The organism is Brevundimonas sp. (genome assembly GCF_016463485.1).
Lineage (GTDB): Bacteria > Pseudomonadota > Alphaproteobacteria > Caulobacterales > Caulobacteraceae > Brevundimonas.
Genome location: NZ_JAEMRD010000016.1, coordinates 1 through 18218 on the forward strand (window position 1 = coordinate 1; position 18218 = coordinate 18218).

At 66.1% G+C, this 18218-nt stretch carries 21 protein-coding genes; 10 read left to right on the top strand and 11 right to left on the bottom strand.

The genetic code is table 11. The features are described from left to right. Positions 1 to 570: 570 nt before the first annotated feature. Complete coding sequence (locus tag JHC99_RS04315) at positions 571 to 2121, top strand: AMP-binding protein (RefSeq protein ID WP_292152231.1); 1551 nt, start codon at positions 571 to 573, stop codon at positions 2119 to 2121. Here the strand turns inward: JHC99_RS04315 and ygiD are convergent. The 4 genes from ygiD to JHC99_RS04335 all read right to left on the bottom strand — a co-directional run bounded on the left by ygiD (position 2118) and on the right by JHC99_RS04335 (position 4903). Beyond that, positions 2118 to 2876 (bottom strand): 4,5-DOPA dioxygenase extradiol, encoded by a 759-nt coding sequence (ygiD, locus tag JHC99_RS04320; protein WP_292152232.1) that lies wholly within the window; start codon positions 2874 to 2876, stop codon positions 2118 to 2120. The two genes, JHC99_RS04315 and ygiD, sit on opposite strands and share 4 nt — an antisense overlap. A gap of 3 nt (positions 2877 to 2879) precedes the next feature. Beyond that, complete coding sequence (gene wrbA / locus JHC99_RS04325; protein WP_292152233.1) at positions 2880 to 3482, bottom strand: NAD(P)H:quinone oxidoreductase; 603 nt, start codon at positions 3480 to 3482, stop codon at positions 2880 to 2882. Between the two features lie 96 nt (positions 3483 to 3578). Beyond that, entirely contained in the window at positions 3579 to 4043 is a 465-nt protein-coding gene (locus JHC99_RS04330; RefSeq protein WP_292152234.1) for a hypothetical protein, read from the bottom strand. After that, on the bottom strand, positions 4043 to 4903 hold the full coding sequence (locus JHC99_RS04335) for a D-alanyl-D-alanine carboxypeptidase family protein (RefSeq protein ID WP_292152235.1): 861 nt from the start codon (positions 4901 to 4903) through the stop codon (positions 4043 to 4045). The genes JHC99_RS04330 and JHC99_RS04335 overlap by 1 nt, the downstream gene beginning before the upstream one ends. Positions 4904 to 5005: 102 nt before the next feature. On the opposite strand from JHC99_RS04335, the gene JHC99_RS04340 reads away from it, so the two are divergent. From JHC99_RS04340 to JHC99_RS04355, 4 genes are read left to right on the top strand one after another with little or no spacing between them, the layout of a single operon-like run. Then, complete coding sequence (locus JHC99_RS04340) at positions 5006 to 6379, top strand: MFS transporter (protein WP_292152236.1); 1374 nt, start codon at positions 5006 to 5008, stop codon at positions 6377 to 6379. Further along, the gene (gene mazG / locus JHC99_RS04345) at positions 6376 to 7161 is read left to right on the top strand and encodes a nucleoside triphosphate pyrophosphohydrolase (protein ID WP_292152237.1); all 786 of its coding nucleotides are present in this window, start codon (positions 6376 to 6378) and stop codon (positions 7159 to 7161) included. Before JHC99_RS04340 ends, mazG begins: the two co-directional genes overlap by 4 nt. Further along, positions 7158 to 7829, top strand: coding sequence for an HAD-IA family hydrolase (locus JHC99_RS04350; protein ID WP_292152238.1), 672 nt, complete (start codon positions 7158 to 7160; stop codon positions 7827 to 7829). The genes mazG and JHC99_RS04350 overlap by 4 nt, the downstream gene beginning before the upstream one ends. Then, positions 7826 to 8374, top strand: coding sequence for a DUF1643 domain-containing protein (locus tag JHC99_RS04355; protein WP_292152239.1), 549 nt, complete (start codon positions 7826 to 7828; stop codon positions 8372 to 8374). Before JHC99_RS04350 ends, JHC99_RS04355 begins: the two co-directional genes overlap by 4 nt. A 9-nt stretch (positions 8375 to 8383) precedes the next feature. On the opposite strand, the gene JHC99_RS04360 is transcribed toward JHC99_RS04355, so the two are convergent. Together JHC99_RS04360 and clpX are read right to left on the bottom strand one after the other, a co-directional pair. Beyond that, on the bottom strand, positions 8384 to 8791 hold the full coding sequence (locus JHC99_RS04360; RefSeq protein WP_292152240.1) for a hypothetical protein: 408 nt from the start codon (positions 8789 to 8791) through the stop codon (positions 8384 to 8386). Between the two features lie 70 nt (positions 8792 to 8861). After that, positions 8862 to 10127: an ATP-dependent Clp protease ATP-binding subunit ClpX gene (gene clpX, locus JHC99_RS04365; protein ID WP_292152241.1), complete on the bottom strand. Its 1266-nt coding sequence runs from the start codon at positions 10125 to 10127 to the stop codon at positions 8862 to 8864. 212 nt (positions 10128 to 10339) lie between these two features. On the opposite strand from clpX, the gene JHC99_RS04370 reads away from it, so the two are divergent. Both JHC99_RS04370 and JHC99_RS04375 read left to right on the top strand, forming a co-directional pair. Continuing rightward, positions 10340 to 10987 (top strand): HAD-IB family hydrolase, encoded by a 648-nt coding sequence (locus JHC99_RS04370; RefSeq protein WP_292152242.1) that lies wholly within the window; start codon positions 10340 to 10342, stop codon positions 10985 to 10987. Positions 10988 to 11059: 72 nt separating this feature from the next. Further along, positions 11060 to 11566, top strand: a complete 507-nt coding sequence (locus JHC99_RS04375; RefSeq protein ID WP_292152243.1) for a cytochrome C — start codon at positions 11060 to 11062, stop codon at positions 11564 to 11566. A gap of 2 nt (positions 11567 to 11568) precedes the next feature. Here the strand turns inward: JHC99_RS04375 and JHC99_RS04380 are convergent, their stop codons facing one another. The 4 genes from JHC99_RS04380 to tig all read right to left on the bottom strand — a co-directional run bounded on the left by JHC99_RS04380 (position 11569) and on the right by tig (position 16413). Further along, positions 11569 to 11889: a hypothetical protein gene (locus JHC99_RS04380; RefSeq protein WP_292152244.1), complete on the bottom strand. Its 321-nt coding sequence runs from the start codon at positions 11887 to 11889 to the stop codon at positions 11569 to 11571. A gap of 71 nt (positions 11890 to 11960) precedes the next feature. Continuing rightward, positions 11961 to 12602: an ATP-dependent Clp protease proteolytic subunit gene (locus tag JHC99_RS04385; protein ID WP_271144539.1), complete on the bottom strand. Its 642-nt coding sequence runs from the start codon at positions 12600 to 12602 to the stop codon at positions 11961 to 11963. A gap of 67 nt (positions 12603 to 12669) precedes the next feature. Further along, complete coding sequence (locus tag JHC99_RS04390) at positions 12670 to 14985, bottom strand: tetratricopeptide repeat protein (RefSeq protein WP_292152245.1); 2316 nt, start codon at positions 14983 to 14985, stop codon at positions 12670 to 12672. A gap of 84 nt (positions 14986 to 15069) precedes the next feature. Continuing rightward, positions 15070 to 16413, bottom strand: coding sequence for a trigger factor (gene tig / locus JHC99_RS04395; RefSeq protein WP_292152246.1), 1344 nt, complete (start codon positions 16411 to 16413; stop codon positions 15070 to 15072). Between the two features lie 185 nt (positions 16414 to 16598). Here tig and JHC99_RS04400 point away from each other — a divergent pair, with 185 nt between their 5' ends. After that, entirely contained in the window at positions 16599 to 17300 is a 702-nt protein-coding gene (locus tag JHC99_RS04400; RefSeq protein WP_292152247.1) for an MBL fold metallo-hydrolase, read from the top strand. 4 nt (positions 17301 to 17304) lie between these two features. Here JHC99_RS04400 and JHC99_RS04405 read toward each other — a convergent pair whose 3' ends face one another. Continuing rightward, positions 17305 to 17607 carry a hypothetical protein gene (locus JHC99_RS04405; RefSeq protein WP_292152248.1) on the bottom strand — a complete coding sequence of 101 codons (303 nt, stop codon included), beginning with the start codon at positions 17605 to 17607 and terminating at the stop codon, positions 17305 to 17307. Positions 17608 to 17723: 116 nt separating this feature from the next. On the opposite strand from JHC99_RS04405, the gene JHC99_RS04410 reads away from it, so the two are divergent. Beyond that, positions 17724 to 17870, top strand: coding sequence for a hypothetical protein (locus JHC99_RS04410; RefSeq protein WP_292152249.1), 147 nt, complete (start codon positions 17724 to 17726; stop codon positions 17868 to 17870). A gap of 106 nt (positions 17871 to 17976) precedes the next feature. Beyond that, positions 17977 to 18207, top strand: coding sequence for a general stress protein (locus JHC99_RS04415; protein WP_271144544.1), 231 nt, complete (start codon positions 17977 to 17979; stop codon positions 18205 to 18207). Positions 18208 to 18218: the final 11 nt, after the last annotated feature.

The window sequence follows — 18218 nt, forward strand, 5'->3', positions numbered from 1 at the left end:
CGATCTTGTTGCGGCGGGGGTGTGTGGAGCGGGATCGGACCGGGGAATGCCGGCGCAGTTTTTTCCGGAACTGCGTCGCCCCGGACCGTCAAAGGGTCCGGCGCAGGTAGTCGGATCGTTCAGGGGATGATGCTGCAAGGGCATCACCCTCCCGTCGGGGGCGCGATAGCGGCAAGGGGCTAATACCCCCGCTGGTTCGTGGCGACACGAGCCGTACAGCTCCTGGAAAACCACATACGCGGAGCGTCTGTCTTTCGCCGAAACGGTATTTTCTATCTCTTTCCGGGCGAAGGCCCGGACGCTCCGCCGGCCCTTCCCATCGCTTCAGCGAGAGATCGCGTGAGGACGAAGAGGCGTGTGTGAGAGTGATTGGTGATTGGTGATTGGTGCGTCTGGCTGCGGCGCTCACTGCCGCCATGGCGTGGCGTCGAGCATGCGACAACCACCAACCACCAGCCACCCAGTCATCAACCATCCCCCTCACCCAACGTAACGCATCTTTTCAATCGCCGGCCCCGGCACTAGGGTCCGCCCGTTCAAGTGACGGGGCGGCACAAGCCTCGAGAGGAGATGCGTTTGCGGCCCGGTCTGGATCCCAAGGCGAGTGACGAGCCCATCTTCGACGCCCTCATCGCCGCGCGAGAGCGGTTCGGCGACAAGGAAATCCTCGAGGATCAGGATCGCAAGCCCCTGACCTATACCGGCCTGATCCGCGCCGCCTTCGTGCTGGGACGCAAGATCGCAGGGTTCACCGAACCGGCCGAGCGGGTCGCCATCCTGCTGCCGTCATCGGTGGGCGTGGTCGTGACCTTCTATGGCCTGCACGCCTTCGGGCGCGTGCCGGTCATGCTGAACTTCACCTCGGGCGAGGCCAACATCAAGGCCGCCATCAAGGCCGCCGGCGTCAAACGTATCCTGTCGGCCAAGCGGTTCGTCACCCAGGCCAAGCTGGACGATCTGATGGCCGAACTGGCCACGGTCGCCGAGATCGTCTGGCTGGACGACCTGCGCGGCACGATCGGGCTTCAGGACAAGCTGTTCGGCCTGATGGCCGGCCTTCTGCCCAAACGCTTCCGCACCCCGACCAAGGCGTCCGATCCGGGCGTCGTCCTGTTCACCTCGGGCAGTTTCGGCGCGCCCAAGGGCGTGGTGCTGAGCCAGGGCAACCTCGTGGCCAACTGCCGCCAGATCAACACCCACATCCCCCTCGACCCCGACTGGGTGATGTTCAACCCCCTGCCCACCTTCCACTGTTTCGGCCTGACCGGCGGTGTGTTGCTGCCCCTGTTGCAGGGGCTGAAGGCCTTCCAATACCCCTCGCCGCTTCACGCCAAGCAGATCACCGAACTGCTGCCCCAGGTCGGCGCCTCGATCCTGTTCGCCACTGACACCTTCCTGAACCAGTACGCCCGCGTCGCCGGCCCCGACGACTTCTCGACGCTGAAGTTCGTGGTCGCCGGGGCCGAGCGTGTCCGCGACGAGACGCGGCACCTGTTCAACACCAGGTTCGGCGGCGTGCTGGTGCTGGAAGGCTATGGCGCGACCGAGGCGGCCCCGGTGGTCGCCGTCAATCATCCCGAACGCAATCGACCCGGCACCGTCGGACAGCTGATGCCCGGCATGGAGTATCGTCTCGACCCCGTCCCCGGCATTCCCGAGGGTGGCCGACTTTACCTTCGCGGCCCCAACGTCATGAAGGGCTATCTGTCGCCCGGCGATCCCGACGTGATCGATCCTCTGGAGGGCGGCTGGCACGACACCGGCGACATCTGCGCGGTGGATGACGAGGCCTATGTCACCATCCTGGGCCGGGTGAAGCGTTTCGCCAAGATCGGTGGCGAGATGGTCTCCCTGACCGCCGTCGAGGGCCTGGCCGCCGCCGTCTGGCCCGAAGGCCGCCACGCCGTCGTCTCCATCCCCGACAGCCGCAAGGGCGAGAAACTGGTCCTCGTCACCGACCGTCAGGACGCCGAGTCCGGCCGCCTGTCCGAATGGGCCCGCGACCACGGCGCCCCCGACCTGGCGGTGCCGAAGAAGATCCTCAAGGTCAAGGAACTGCCCGTCCTGGGCACCGGCAAGACCGACTACGTCGCGATCCAGAAGCTGGCGGAGGCGGCTTAGCCGATCCGAACGCTCGTCATCGAGATCGACCCACCGGTGATCTCGTCATTGAAGAAGGAGACCTCATCCCCCGGCCGCGCCTGCGCCGCGACATAGAGGAGCGGCAGGTAGTGCTCATCCGTCGGCACGCTGAGCTGCGCATCCTCGGCCAGGTCGACCCAGTCGATCAGGGCAGCATGGTCCCCACGCGCGAAGGCCGCCTTGACCGCCTCGTTAAAGGACACCGCCCACGGATAGGGCCCGTCATCGCCCGTCCGTTTCCAGGTCCGCAGATTGTGAACGAAGTCGCCCGATCCCGCGATGACGATCCCCTCGTCCCGCAGCGGGTTCAGCGCCCTGGCCAGCTCATAGTGCTGACGCGCGCTCAGGGTGCGGTCCAGCGACAGCTGCACCACGGGCACATCGGCGTCGGGCCAGACATGGACCAGCACTGACCAGGTCCCGTGATCCAGACCCCAGGTCTCGACCGCATGGGCCCGGGTCAGCTCGGACACCCGCCGCGCCAGATCGGGCGACCCCGGCGCCGGGTACTGCATCGCATGCAGTTCCGGGCCGAAGCCACCGAAATCGTGGATGGTTTCCGGCCTCGCCTGCGCCGTCACCCCCAGCCCACGGGTCTCCCAGTGGGCCGAGATCATGACGACGCCCTTCGGCTTGCCGATCGCCTCGCCCAGCTCACGCCAGGCCGCGACATAGGGCCCGCCGAGCGCGTTCATCGGCGAACCGTGACCAAAGAAGATGGCGGGCTGTGTCATGGTTCAGCCGTGCAGCTTCCTGGCAATCTCGGCGATGTGTCGGCCCTGGTACCGCGCGCCGCCGAGCTCGATCTCGCTGGGCTGACGCGAGCCATCGCCGCCCGTGATCGTCGTCGCACCATAGGGGCTGCCGCCATGAATCCCGTCCAATGTCATCTGCTCCTGATAGCTGTAGGGCAGTCCGACCACGACCAGGCCATGGTGCAAAAGGGTCTTGTGGAAACCGGTCAGGGTCGTTTCCTGGCCGCCATGTTGGGTCGCGGTCGCGGTGAAGGCACCGCCCACCTTGCCGACCAGGGCCCCCGAGAACCACAGACCACCCGTCGTATCCCAGAAGGCCTGCATCTGCGACGCCATCGTCCCGAACCGCGTCCCGGCCCCGACGATGATGGCGTCGTAATTCTTGAGCTCATCGACCGTCGCGATCGGTGCCGCCTGGTCCAACTTGTAATGGGAGGCGACGGCCAGGTCGTGCGGCACCGTTTCGGGCACACGCTTGATGTCGACGGTCACGCCCTCGACCGAGCCCGCGCCCTCGGCGACCGCATTCGCCATCGTCTCGAGGTGGCCATAGGTGGAGTGATAGAGAACCAGAACCTTCGCCATGGGGCGCTCCTGCAAAAATCGCGACGCGCTATCGTAACAGCGTCTGTAGCGGATTTAGGCTCTCCCCGCCCGCGATCAAGGTTCCGGATCGAAACGCTAGGTTTCGAAGACGGGCTCGAAGGGGCAGACCCGGGCATAAAAGGCTTCGTCTCCTGGCGTCGCCTGCCCTCGCGATCGGCGAAACCGGTGCTCGACCGTCATGGCCTGCTGCTCGATGTTCAGCCCGTCCCACCGGCAATCGTCATCGGCGACGTAGCCATAGGCCGCCGGTCCGTCGCCGGCCTTCAGCTTGGCGAGCAGCAGGTTCACCCCGGCCTGCGCCTGCCAGACGTGAACCAGTTCATGGATCAACATCGCCTGTACCGCCATCGGTGCCACCGCGATGTCGTCGGGCAGGCCACGTGCCGGCCAGACGATCCAGTCTCGCCCTGCCACCGTCCCCGGCACGAAGGCCCGGTCGAACGGCCACGGGCTCCCGACCAGCCGAACCGTGTCGAGGCGAACAGCATCCCCCAAGGCCGACCGCGCCAGTCGCCGCTCGCTACCTGTCAGCGCCCGCATCACCCGCCGGGCCTGCCGACGAACTCCCAGTGCCACGGCTCGTAAAGGTAGGGCACGAACCCGAACCGCCCGGCATTGGCCACCAGCCAGCGATAGGTCGCCCCCCGCGTCAGGACCAGTCGAGCCTCGGGCGTCGTCGAATCCACCCCGAACCCTTCCAACTGCCCGACGAACAGATCGACGGCCGCTCCCGTCCGGTGCGGCGAACAGACCGCGCGACGCACGCCGTCACAGTTGCGCTGCTCGGCGCAGCGTGCCGCATCGGTCTCCGGATCGCGGAAGCCGGAAAAAATCTGCAGCAGTTCGGGATTGGCGCGCGTCTCGGCCACGTCGCGCCGGGCCGCCGCGACCATATCGCGATAGGCGGCCAGGGTGTCGCGGCGCAGCAGCCGGGTCAGACGATCAGCGTGCTCCTCCTCTTCCGACAGATAGCCGAGCTCGAGCAAGGGTGGCGGATCCGGGCATTCGTCGCGGGTCCGGGCCATCACGAACGGCCGCCGCTCCTGCAACACGCCCTTGAGCACCGCAAAGCTCGCCTGATCGAACACGCCGGTCGGCGTCAGCGCATATCGCCCCTGCCACTGGGCCAGGGCGGCGGCGAAGTCCGGCGTGGTGGGCCCGCAGTCGGTGCGCAGTTCGTGCTGGAGCAGCGGGACATAGGTCTCCCACCCTATTTCCGCCTGACCGAACGGCGACCACTCCAGCGAATAGACCGACACGGCGTTGGCGAAGGCTTGGCCGGACCACGCATCGCCGGAACTGTCGCAAGTCTGCGCCTGTGCGACTCCGCCCAGCAATGTCAGCGAAACCGTGACGACGGCGAAGAAGGCCCGAAGCATCATCCCGGAAGCAAGCCCCACGATCCCTCGCCTCGCAAGTGGAAAACCCCCTGCGCGACCCCGCTCAAAGCTGCGATAAGCGGATCAGGCCGATTCCTCCGGCCGGCCGACCGGATCCGCGCGATGTCCTCGACCACAGCCCGCCGTTCCAACGCCGTGCTGGCCGCCTTCTCGGCAGTCTGCCTGCCATTGGCGGCCTTTGGCGTGGCCCTGCCGGTGACCCTGCCCGAGTTCTACGCCAGCCATGTCGGCATCGACATCGCCATGGTCGGCTATGTCTTCATGGCGGTCCGGGCCATCGACATCGTCTTCGACCCCTTCATCGGCGCGGCCATGGACAGGACCCGCACCCGGTTCGGCCGCTACCGGCCGTGGATGGCGGTCTCGACGCCCATCCTGATGCTGTCCGCCCTGATGATGTTCGTGCTCGTCCAGCCGGGTGCCGGACCGGGCTACCTCTTCCTCTGGTTGCTGGTGCTCTATCTGGGATTCTCCGTCGGGACACTGGGCCAGCTCGGCTGGGCCAGTGTCCTGGCCCCCGAGTATGACCAGCGCAGTCGCGTCTATGCCTGGTGGCAGGCCTTCAACATCCTCGGCGTGATCGCCATCCTGATCCTGCCCGCCGCCGTGGTTCAGCTGGGGCTGGGGGACTATGTCGCCGGTGTCCACATCATGGGCTGGACCATCATCGCCCTGTTGCCGATCACCGTGGGGCTGGCCCTGTTCGTCGTGCCCGAGCCGGTCAATGCCGGCCACACGCCCCACGGCGGCTTCTCCGCCTATTTCGATCTGCTGAAGCGCCCCAGCGTGTCCAAGCTGCTGGTCGCCGACCTGCTGCTGGGTGTCGCGCCCGGCATCACCGGGGCCCTGCTGTTCTTCTTCTTCGATCAGATCAAGGGATACGGCCGGACCGAGGCCTCGATCTTCATGCTGCTGTACTTCATCGGCGGGCTGGTCGGATCGCCGATCTGGGCCTGGCTGTCGACGAAGGTGGGCAAGGCCAAGGCGCTGATCATCGCCAGCCTGATCTTCGCCGCCCTGTACTTCGGCGCGACCCTGTTGCCCGGGGGATCGTTTGCCCTGACGGCCGGTGCCATGTTCGTGGCCGGCCTGCCTTATGCAGCGGGCCTGTTCCTGCTGCGCGCCATGATGGCCGATGCCGGGGACGAGATCCGGCTGGAGACGGGCGTGGACCGGACGGGGCTGATGTTCTCCATCCTGTCGGCGACCACCAAACTGGGCCACGTCTTCGCCCTGATCCCCTATGCCGTTCTGGGCTGGATCGGGTTTCAGGCCGTGGAGCCCGCGGGCGGCAACAGCGCGACCTCCCTGCTGCTTTTGCAGGTGATGTTCGTCGCCGCCCCCGCCGCACTGATCGCCATGGCCGCCCTGGCGCTCCATAAATACCCGCTCACGCCCGCCCGCCACGGCGCTATTCGCGCCGAGCTGGACGCGCGGGAGGCCGCCGAGGCGCTCAAGGTGGTGGCTCCCACATGACGCCCATCGAGCGCCTTAACGGCATCATGGCCAGGCTGCGAGACCCCCAGGTCGGCTGTCCCTGGGACGTGGCCCAGACCTTCGCCACCATCGCCCCCTATACGATCGAGGAGGCCTATGAGGTCGCCGACGCGATCGAGCGCGGAGACATGGACGAGCTGAAATCCGAGCTCGGCGACCTGCTGTTCCAGGCGGTGTTCCACGCCCGCATGGCCCAGGAAGCCGGGCTGTTCGACTTCGACGATGTCGCGAACGCCATGTCCGACAAGCTGGTGCGGCGGCACCCTCATGTGTTCGCTGACGAAACGGCCAAGGCTGACGCGGTGCAACAGAAGGCCCGCTGGGAAGACATCAAGGCCGCCGAACGGGCGTCGAAGGCGCAGCACGGCGTGCTCGACGACGTGCCGGTCGGCCTGCCCGCCCTCGCTCGCGCGGCCAAGCTGACCAAACGCGCCGCCCGCGTCGGTTTCGACTGGCCCTCGACCGACGAGGTGTTCGACAAGCTGCATGAGGAGGTCGCCGAACTGCGCGTCGAGATCGCCGCCGGAGACCTCGAAAAGGCCCGCGACGAGGTGGGCGACCTTCTGTTCGTCGTGGCCAACCTGGCCCGCAAGCTGGGCGTCGAGCCCGAAGACGCCCTGCGCGGTGCCAACGCCAAATTCGTGCGCCGCTTCGGTTTCATAGAGGCGGCGCTGGCCAAAGACGGCCGCACCCCGGACCAGTCGGACCTCGCCGAAATGGACGGCCTGTGGGACGCGGCCAAGGTCGCGGAGCGGGCGTGAGCCGTTTTGACCTCGTCATCCTCGATTACGATGGCGTCATTGCCGACAGCGAACTGCTGAGCAGCCAGGCCATGGCCGAAGTCCTGACCGGGATCGGCCTGCCGACGACCCTGGACGAGGCGCTGGTCCTGTACATGGGGCGACGCTGGCTGGATTGTCGGCCGGAAATCGAGGCTCGACTGGGGCGATCTTGCCCGGAGACGACGCTCGGCGACTGGACGCGGCTGTGTCACGATCGGGCGGCGACTGCATTGCAGCCCGTCGAGGGTGCGGCCGCGTTCATGGCCGACTTGGACAAGCCCCGGTGTATCGCATCCTCAAGCCCGCCGGACTGGATCACCTTGGGCCTTGCGACCATGGGTGTTCCGCTGGAGCAGGCAGGCCCGATCTACAGCGGCGCGGTCCATGTGACGCGCGGAAAGCCGCACCCCGATCTGTTCCTGCATGCCGCAAGCGAAATGGGCTTCGCACCCGACCGGACCCTGGTGATCGAAGACAGCGTCCCCGGAGTCCAGGCTGGCGTTGCGGCAGGCATGACCGTCGTCGGGCTGTTGGCGGGAGGCCATATCCGCGACGGCCATGGCGAGCAGCTGGCTGAGGCCGGCGCGCATGTCGTCTTGCAGGACTACGAGGCGGTGCGCCTCTACATGGATGGGTCTGTGCGATGACCGCCGACCTCCACGACCCGGGCGGCAAGGTCCGGCTGGCGCTCATGGCGGGGGTCAGGGGCGACGCGACCTTCAGCGCCGACGGCCGATACCGCCAGCTGATGCGACGCTGGCTCGGCGACGACTTTCCCGACCGCTACATCCTGTTCATCGGCATGAACCCATCCACGGCCGACGCCACCGTCAACGACCCCACCTGCGCCCGAGAATGGACCTTCGCCCAGCGCGAGGGCTTTGACGCCATGGTCAAGGCCAATGTCGGCGACTATCGCGCCACTGATCCGAAGATGCTGCTGGCACCCGGCGTCGTTGCCTCATCGCCCGAGAACCTGCCGACGATCCGCGCAGCGGCGGCCGGGGCAGACCAGGTCGTCCTGTGCCACGGCAAGCTCAACAAGGCGTTGGCTCCGGCGGGCCGGGCCCTGATCGAGGCCCTGCGCGAGGACAGCATCCCCCTGTGGTGCTTCGGCCAGAACGCGGATGGCAGCACCAAACACCCGCTATACCTGCGGGCCGACACCCCGTTGAGGCCGCTGGACGTCTGAACGGCCGGTTCAGTCCGGATCGTCGGCCGCGCTCATGTCGACGGCGGCATCCACCAGAGCGCGCCAGGTCGGGTCCGTGTCATCGACCAGATCGACGTCCTCCAGCAGGGCCACGGCCGCCGACCCGTCCGGCAGGATCAGGCCCAGAACCTCCATCTCCTCGCCGTCAGGACTGGTGTGGTTCTCGGCCTGGACGGCGACGGCGGCCTGTTCCCCGTCTTCTTCCCACCAGATCACCGGCTGAGGCAGGTCCATGTCGATCGGCCACGGCCGCTCACTGTCGTCGAGCGCGAACACGGCCCGCCTGGCCTGGACGTCGTAAAGCGTCGCGACCTTGCCGGTGAAGGCCGTCAGCCGCGACCAGTCCTCGGCGTCATAGCCGCCGGAGTCGGCGTCGGGATCGTGGTCAGGGGACATCGGACACTCCAATGAAAAGGGCGCACCCGCGAGGATGCGCCCTTTGATCGTTCAGGCTGACGCCTTGGCCTTACGCCGCGCCGTCGGCCGTCTTCTTCTTCTCGGCATAGATCAGCAGGGGCTGGGCCTTGCCGTCGATGACCTCGGCGTTGACGACAACTTCCTCGACACCCTCGAAGGTGGGCAGCTCGAACATGGTCTCGAGCAGGATGCCTTCCAGGATCGAACGCAGGCCGCGCGCGCCGGTCTTTCGCGTGATGGCCTTCTTGGCGACGGCGTTGAGCGCGTCGTCGGTGAAGGTCAAGCCGACATTCTCCATCTCGAACAGGCGCTTGTACTGTTTGATCAGGGCGTTCTTGGGCTCGGTCAGGATGGTGACCAGGGCCGTTTCGTCCAGATCTTCCAGCGTCGCCAAGACGGGCAGACGGCCGATGAACTCGGGGATCAGGCCGAAACGCATCAGGTCGTCGGGCTCGACACCCTTCAGGATGTCGCCGGTGCGGCGTTCGTCGACGTTCGACACCTTGGCGCCGAAGCCGATCGACGCCCCGGCCCCGCGCGCCGAGATCACCTTCTCCAGCCCGGCGAAGGCACCGCCGACGATGAACAGGATGTTGGCGGTATCGACCTGCAGGAACTCCTGCTGCGGATGCTTGCGGCCACCCTGCGGCGGCACCGACGCGACGGTGCCTTCCATGATCTTCAGCAGGGCCTGCTGCACGCCCTCGCCCGAGACGTCGCGGGTGATCGAGGGGTTGTCCGACTTGCGCGAGATCTTGTCGATTTCGTCGATGTAGACGATGCCGCGCTGGGCCCGCTCGACGTTGTAGTCGGAGGCCTGGAGCAGCTTCAGGATGATGTTCTCGACGTCCTCACCCACATAACCGGCCTCGGTCAGGGTGGTGGCGTCGGCCATGGTGAACGGCACGTCGATGATGCGGGCGAGCGTCTGGGCCAGCAGCGTCTTGCCGGAGCCCGTCGGGCCGATCAGCATGATGTTGGACTTGGCCAGCTCGACGTCGTTGTTCTTGGTCGCGTGGTTCAGGCGCTTGTAGTGGTTATGGACGGCGACGCTCAGCACCTTCTTGGCGTGGCTCTGGCCGATCACATAGTCGTCGAGGACCTCACGGATTTCCTTGGGCGTGGGAACACCATCGGTCGACTTCTTGAAGCCGATCTTGTGCTCTTCGCGGATGATATCCATGCACAGCTCGACGCATTCATCGCAGATGAAGACGGTCGGGCCCGCAATCAGCTTGCGGACTTCATGCTGGCTCTTGCCGCAAAATGAGCAGTACAGAGTGCTCTTGGCGTCGGTTCCGGCGGCTTTGGTCATGGACCCTTCTCAATCTCGTGGGGTTGCGGCTCCGTTAAGGACGGCTGCGACCGACACGCTTCCTTCGCGTTGATTCCACCACTATGGACGCGAAGATATTCAAAAAATGACAATCAACCATCCGGCCGCTCGTCACAACCCCGCCCGGTTGAGCAGTTCGTGATGATTGGGGGGATGTTCAATGTCGACGGGGACTGCGGCGGATGAGTGACATGGGGACGCGAGCACGGGACCGCCAGAGCACCGAGGACGGCCGACCCATCGTCGCCTTCGATTTCGACGGCACTCTGACGATTCGCGACAGCTTTACCGCCTTCCTGCGCTGGCGGGCCGGACGTCGCGGCTGGGCGGTGGGTCTGGTAAAGCTGGCCCCGGCGGTGGCCACCTATGCACGGGACCGCGACCGGGGGCGGATCAAGGCGGCCTCGGTGCGCGAGTTTCTCGGCGGCGTCGATCGTGCGACCCTGGCCGCCGAGGCGGAGGCGTTTGCCCAGGATGTCTGGACCCGATTCATGCGGCCGGACGCCCTGGCCTGCTGGAACGACTGGGGGGCCAGGGGCGCACACCGTGTCATCGTCACCGCCTCGCCCGAGGAAACGGTCGCTCCGTTTGCTCGAAGACTGGGTGCCGAGGCCTTGCTGGGGACGTCCCTGACCTTCGATGAGGCCGGCCGCGTGACCGGGGCCTTCACCGGCCCGAACTGCCGTGGCGAGGAGAAGGTGCAGCGCCTGAAGGCGGCCTATGGCGACGATGTCAGGGTCGTGGCCGCCTATGGCGACACCTCCGGCGATACCGAGATGCTGGCGATGGCGGAGCATGCCGGTTTCAGGGTGTTCACAGAGCGGCCCGGCCGACGTTGAACGTCGTCGCGCGTGATTGACGTTACGCCGTTCGGCTGATTTCCTCAGGGTTGGACCTGGGGGAGTTTCACGATGCGCATCGCACTTCTGGCCTGTCTGCCGGCTCTTGGGCTTGCCGGCTGTGGAGCCTCCGAACCCGCCGCGATAACGTCGTCGCCTTCCGTGGTCGCTGCGACCGACATCGATCAGGGTCGCTACCTCGTTGCGGTCGGAGGCTGCAATGACTGCCATACGCCGGGCTTCGCCCCGACCGGCGGTGATGTCCCTGAGACGCAGAGGCTGATGGGCAATCCGGTCGGATACGCCGGGCCCTGGGGCGTGACCTACGCCAACAACCTGCGCATCACGACGGCCGGAATGACTGAGGACGCCTGGGTCGAAATGCTGGCCACCCGCCGGGCCGCGCCACCGATGCCCTGGCCCTCGGTCCGTGCCATGAGCGATTCCGACAAGCGCGCGGTCTATCGCTACATCCGCTCTCTTGGATCGGGCGGACAGCCGGCCCCCACCGCACTGCCCCCCGGCGTCAAACCGACGACCCCGGTCGAGAACATGGTGCCGGTCATGCCCGAAGCCTGACGTCAGTTCCCGTCAGCATCCACATCGAACACGACCACCTTGCCCCGAGAGGTGGGGTCCCACCCCGCCGCAATCGCCGAAGCGACGGCGTTCTTCACCGCTTCAACGTTGATCCGCTGGCGCTCGAAGTTGGGGGCTCCGTTGGCCCGCATCGCCATCGGAAACTGGACGATGGCCTCGCGCTGGGCGTCGACCTGTCGCAGGGCGATACCGATGCCCTGCCATTCGTTGCCGGTGGTGCGCTGGGGCTGGCGACGGACTTCCCAGGCATAGTCATCGCCATCGACATGGACGACGCCTTTGAGATCGCGGGTGTGCTGCATGGTGTCCTGTTATCACAAATGAAAAGGGCGCGCCGATCCCGGCGCGCCCTTTCCTCGTCATTGAAGCGGGGTCAGACGGTCTTGATACCGTCCGCTTCGGCTTCGGTGCGCTTGTCGTAGACGTGATCGACGATGCCCCAGGCCTTGGCCGATTCGGCGTCCATGAAGTGGTCGCGGTCCAGCGTCTTCTCGACCTCCTCGTAGGTCCGGCCCGTGTGGTGGACATAGATCTCGTTGAGGCGACGCTTGGTGTAGCGGATGTCGGCGGCGTGCAGTTCGATGTCCGACGCCTGACCCCGGAACCCACCCGAGGGCTGGTGAACCATGATGCGAGCGTTGGGCAGGGCAATGCGCTGGCCCGCCTCACCGGCCGTCAGGATCAGGGAGCCAGCCGAGGCCGCCATGCCCATGACCACGGTAGAGACCGGCGACTTGATGTACTGCATGGTGTCGTAGATCGCGAGCGCCGAGGTCACCTGACCGCCGGGGCTGTTGATGTACATGGAGATTTCCTTCTTGGGGTTCTCCGATTCCAGGAACAGCAGCTGGGCGCAGATCAGCGACGCCATGCCGTCCTCGAACGGACCGGTCAGAAAGATGATCCGCTCACGCAACAGGCGCGAGAAGATGTCGAAGGCCCGCTCGCCCCGGCTGGACTGCTCCACCACCATGGGGACGAGGTTGTTCGAGATGTAGTCGATCGGATCGCGCATTCTGGCCTTCTCGATGATTGTGGCGCGCCCGAATCAGCACGCGTCTGGCTTGACCTTGGATATCGCGTCACAGAGGCCCGGTTTCAAGCGGCATGGACGCATCCCATGCCGCACGGACGGAGTTGCGAAACAGATAACGCAAGCCGTTGAGGTCGGATCGCCCTTCCACGCCCGTCGCCTGGCCGCCCACACGCTCCAGCAGGGACCGGGCGGCGGCGCGCAGGACAACCAGCGCCTGATCGGGTTGCTCGGCCCGGATCAGGGTGACCCCCAGGTTCATGCCGAACCGGATCCGGTTACGCGGGTCGTCGTCGGTCTCCATGATCGCCAGTGCCCGACGCATCAAGGGTATCGCCTCCTCGAATCGGTCCTGCATGAAGATCGCAAGCGCCAGTTCCTGAAGCGTATCTGCCGTCTGGGGATGATCCCGGCCGAACCTTCGTTCTCGCAGATCGAGCAGAGACCTGAGGTAGCTTTCGGCCTCGGTAAACTTTCCCTGTTCGACCATCTCGAGCGCAATACGTTGGACGACGTCGACCGTGTCTGGGTGACCTGCGCCAAACAGCTCACGCCGTATCTGGAAAGCCATACCGAAATGCCGCATGGCGCGGTCGGCCTGGCCGGTGTCGCTGAAGGCCGCGCCGAGCGCCAGATGGATGCTCGCCAGCAGAATTCGATCATTCGAGGCCGCAGCAAGTTCCGCTGCACGCGCCAGCAGCGAGTCGGCCCTCGACCAGTCGCCTCTCGCCCCCATCGCATTGGCCAGTCGCAACATGGCTCCCGCCGTGGCCGCGTGGTTCGCGCCATACGCCTGTTCCGTCGCTGAGAGTGCATCCCGAAACAGGGTTTCAGCAGCAACGGTTCTCCCAAGGTTGTAGGTCGTCATAGCCAGGTCGGTGAGGGCGTCCGCGCGGACCTTGGAATCGGTCGCGTCGCCGAGGGTCTGCAACTGGTACACCTCGGCCTCGGCAAAGGCCTCCTGAGCATAGAGGGTTCCAGCAAGGTGAAGGCGAGCCCGCGCGATCGCGACGGGATCGGACGGAGCCTCGGCCAGGCGCATCGCGAGTGCGCGACGGCGCGCCGCCTCGGCTTCCTGATAGAGCCCCGTGCGATTGGCGGCGAGACCGAACGCCTCGATCGAGCGGACCTTGGCCCCGCCCGCAGCATCGTCGATCGCCACCACGCGGCGCAGGACGCGCAGGGCTTCGATGTATTTGTACTGGTCCAGATAGGTCGACCCCAGGTTGAACAACTGGACCGCGACGGCGGGATCGTTTTCGCCGTGTATGGACTCGGCCAGCCGGACGGCCTCGATCTGGACCGGCTCGGCCTCGGACGGGCGATCGAGATTTCGCAGCGTCAAACCCAGCCACGAGACCGGCGAGAACAGCAGCGCGGGCGTGACCGGCTCACGGCGACGCAGGGCGACAGCGGTCCGGAACGGCGCTTCCGCCTCGGCCGTCCGCCCATTGCGGTAACGCAGGACGCCCAGGTCCAGTGCCGACCGTGCCACCTGATCGTCGCTCAACACCCTTTGTTGCCCGTTCGCCTCGCCCTCCAGCTCAAGAATCCGGACCAGCAGAGGTTCGGTCTCGGCCCCTCTCCCCAGCTTCTTCAGCGTTTCCGACAGCCAGTAGGCGGCGGTCGCGGCATGGGGGGCGTCCGCACCGCCAGCCGCCTCGCGCGATTCAAGCTCCAGCCTGTAGGCCGGCTCGGCCTCGGCGTAGCGCGCGAGTTCGTACAGTCGCACGGCCAGCCGGTTGGCGGCGGCCGCCTTCGTCGACTCGTCGTCACCGTCGCCCACAGCGGCGAGCACGGCCTGAAGCTGGACCACCGCCTCGGCCTTGCGATCCACCGCCGACAGGGCGTCGGCCAGGCTGTTGCGAACGGTCAACAGGTCCGGGTCCGCAGCCGCCCGCACGGACAGGACTTCGAGAGCGCCCTCGAACATCGGAACGGCCTCGGCCGGTTGGCCCGCCTCGACAAGCGCGAAGGCCAGCTGTGCCCGCGCGGCACCCAGGCCGTCCCGATCCGTCGGATGATGCTCCGCGATCCGCAGCCGTTCACGCAGATGGGCCTCATAGTCGGCGAATGCCCGACCCTGAAGCCGGATCGCAGTCGCCATCCAGGAATGGCTCGCCGACACGCGCGGATCATCGGGTCCATAGGCGACCCGTTCCAGCGGCAGCAAAAGGCGAATGGCGGCCTCGACCTCGACCCAGTCCTGCGCCTCGATTGCCGTGGACGCCCGGGCATCGAGCGCCAGCATCTCGGGCGTGGTCTCCGCTGTCGCCCGAAGACTCTCGGCGTCCTGCGCCGCAGCCGGGAATGCCGGAGCCAGAAGCCCCAGACTTACGGCGATCAGCATCCCCCAGATGCGCATGAAAAAGCCCCCGGCGCGGAACGCCGGGGGCCATCATGCATACTCGGGGTCGCCTGCGCGACCCACGGAAGCTGACCGAAGGGATCAGCCCTCGTCTTCGTCCTTGAGCAGCTCTTCCTTGGTGATCGGGGTGTCGGTGGTTTCCGCCTGGTTGAAGATCAGGTCGACGACCTTCTCCTCATAGATCGGGGCGCGCATCTGGGCGGCGGCGTTGGGGTTCTGGCGATAGAAGTCCAGCACCATCTTTTCCTGACCCGGATAGTTGCGGGCCTCGGCCATGATCGCCTGGTTCAGTTCCTGGTCGGTGACGCCGATGTTGTTGGCGCGGCCGATCTCGGCCAGCACCAGGCCCAGGCGCACGCGGCGCTCGGCGATCTTGCGGTATTCGGTCTTCAGGTCCTCGTCGGACTTGGCGGCGTCCTCCTCGGGCAGGTCACCCTTGGCCTTGTCGGCCTCGACCTGTTTCCAGATACCGTCGAACTCGGCCTCGACCATCTTGGGCGGCAAGTCGAAGCTGTGCGCCTCGTCCAGCTGGTCCAGCAGGGCGCGCTTCAGCTTGAAGCGGGCGGCACCGGCGTATTGCTGGTTCAGGTTGTCGCGCAGCAGCTCCTTGAGCTTGTCCAGCGATTCCAGGCCGATCCGCTTGGCGAAGTCCTCGTCCACGACGGCGGGGGCCTCGGCCTTGATCGCCTTCACCTTGACGTCGAAGGTGGCCAGCTTGCCGGCCAGGTTGGCGGCGTTGTAGTCGGCCGGGAAGGTGACCTCGATGGTCTTCTCTTCGCCGACCTTGGCGCCCTTGAGCTGCTCTTCGAAGCCCGGGATGAAGCGGTTGGAGCCGATCACCAGATCCGCGTCCTCGGCGGCACCGCCCTCGAAGGGTTCACCGTCCAGCTTGCCCAGGAAGTCGATGGTCAGCTGATCGCCGTCGGCGGCCTTCACGGCCTTGCCCTTCTTGTCTTCGTAGTTCTTGGCCTGGCCGGCCAGCTCGGTCAGGGCCTCGTCCAGGTCGGCGTCGGACGCCTCATAGGTCGGGCGGGCCAGCTTGAGCGTCTTGGGATCGACCGGGGTGAAGTCGGGCATGACTTCCAGGGCCATCTCGTAGGACAGGTCTTCCTCGCCCTTGATCACCTTGTCCATATCGGACAGCAGCTTCATCTCGGCCGGGGCGGCGGGACGCAGGTTGATCTCTTCCAGCGCCTTCTGGCTGGTCTCGTTCAGCTCGGCATTGATGATCTCGCCCATGAAGTCACGGCCGAAGGTCTTCTTGACGTAGGTGACGGGCACCTTGCCGGGACGGAAGCCCTTCAGCTTCATCTGCGGCGCGACTTCCTTGACCTTGGCGTCCAGCTTGGCGTTCAGCTCGGCCGCAGGGATGGTCACGCCGATGACGCGGCTGAGACCTTCGGTGGTTTTTTCGACGACTTGCATGGCCGGGATTCTGACGCTCTGTGGCGCGGCGACCTCTCGAGGGCTGCGCGCGCGGGGTGGAAAAGCAGAAAGGGCCGCTCCATTCAGGAAGCGGCGCCTCGAAGGCCGCCCTTATGTCGAGATGGGCTCCAAAGGTCAACGCGGCGATGGTTTCGCAAGGAGCGGATCGTCGCTATCTGTGCCAGATGACCCAATCTGCCCTGCCCATCGGCGTCTTCGTGACGCCCGTCACGCCGCTGCAACAGAACTGCACGACGGTCTGGTGTGTGAAGACAAACAAGGCAGCGGTGATCGATCCGGGCGGCGCTGTGGACGAGGTTCTGGGCGAAATCGCGCGGCGCGGCCTGACGCTGGACCAGATCTGGATCACCCACGGCCACCTCGATCACGCAGGCGGAGCGGCCGAGATGAAGGAAAAGACTGGCGTCCCGATCATCGGCCCGCATGAGGCCGATCTGTTCTGGATCGAGGGCATCCCGCGCCAGGGCCAGATGTATGGCCTGCCCGAGGCGCGCACCTTCACGTCCGATCGATGGCTGACGGACGGGGACACTGTGACCCTGGGCGCAACGACGTGGGACGTGGTCCATACGCCCGGCCACACCCCCGGTCATGTCGTCTTTTTCAATCGCGAAAGCGGCTTTGCCCAGGTGGGGGATGTGATCTTCCAGGGCTCGATCGGTCGCACGGATTTTCCGAAAAGCGACCACAACGCCCTGCTTCACTCGATCACGCACAAGCTGTGGGCGCTGGGCGACGGGGTCACCTTCGTGCCGGGACACGGGCCCATCTCAACGTTCGGGGCCGAGCGCCAGACCAACCCCTATGTCTCGGACCGGGCGATGCGATCCACGCCGATCGCCCGGCCCGCCACGGGACCGTCCTGAGCCTTCAGCGACGCAGCAGCAGGCCGATCAGGACACCGGCCCCGACGGCATAGAGAGCGGCGTTGATCGGCTCATCGACGATGGCTTCGCGTGTCGAGGTTGCACGGCTGCGGGCCCACTCGCGCGTCTGGTTCAGGTCTTCGCGAACGGCCTGGCGGATCGAGGTGGTCTGAGCGAAAGGCCGCGTTTCGGATGCGCGACGATCCGCATCCGCCAGAAAGTCCGAGGCCTGGCGGTCGAGGCTGGAGGATTCGAGCTCGTCGTCGACGATGTCGGCGGTCGGGGCGGTGGCGTAGGGATCGGTCATGGCGTCATCCTGGGTTGAGGGGCTGGCCGGATGAACAGTCCTTTGGGCGACCGGTTCCGTTCGACCTGAACATCCACAGCGGCGGCGCGTTGATGAGGTTCACCAAGGAGCCCGCCATGTCCCCCAACGAACCCGAACCCCGTCCCGAAGAACAACCGGCACCCGATTCCATGCCTGAAGTCGAACCGGCCGACAGCCCCCAGGAAATACCCGCGTTCGACCCAGGTGGCGGCGAAGGTGATTTCGGCCAACCGATGTCCTGATCCGGATCATTTCGACCGTGGCACGAAAGCGACGCAGCCTCGGAACCTTGCCCCACCCCCGGGGTTTTGAAGCCAAGCCGTAGCTTACTCAGGAAGGAACAACCGAATGGCCGAAGGTCAGCCCAACCGTCCGTCGGGTGTGTCCAAGCGAGGCTTCGCCTCGATGGATCCCGAGCGTCAACGTGAGATCGCTCGCAAGGGCGGAGCCAGCGTCCCCAGCGAGAAGCGCAGCTTCTCCCAGGATCGTGGTCTGGCAGCACAGGCCGGCCGCAAGGGCGGCGAAGCCTCTCACGGAACACGCCGACCTGAAGACGAGGTCGAAGGTCAGGCAGAATAGCCGCCTCGGGA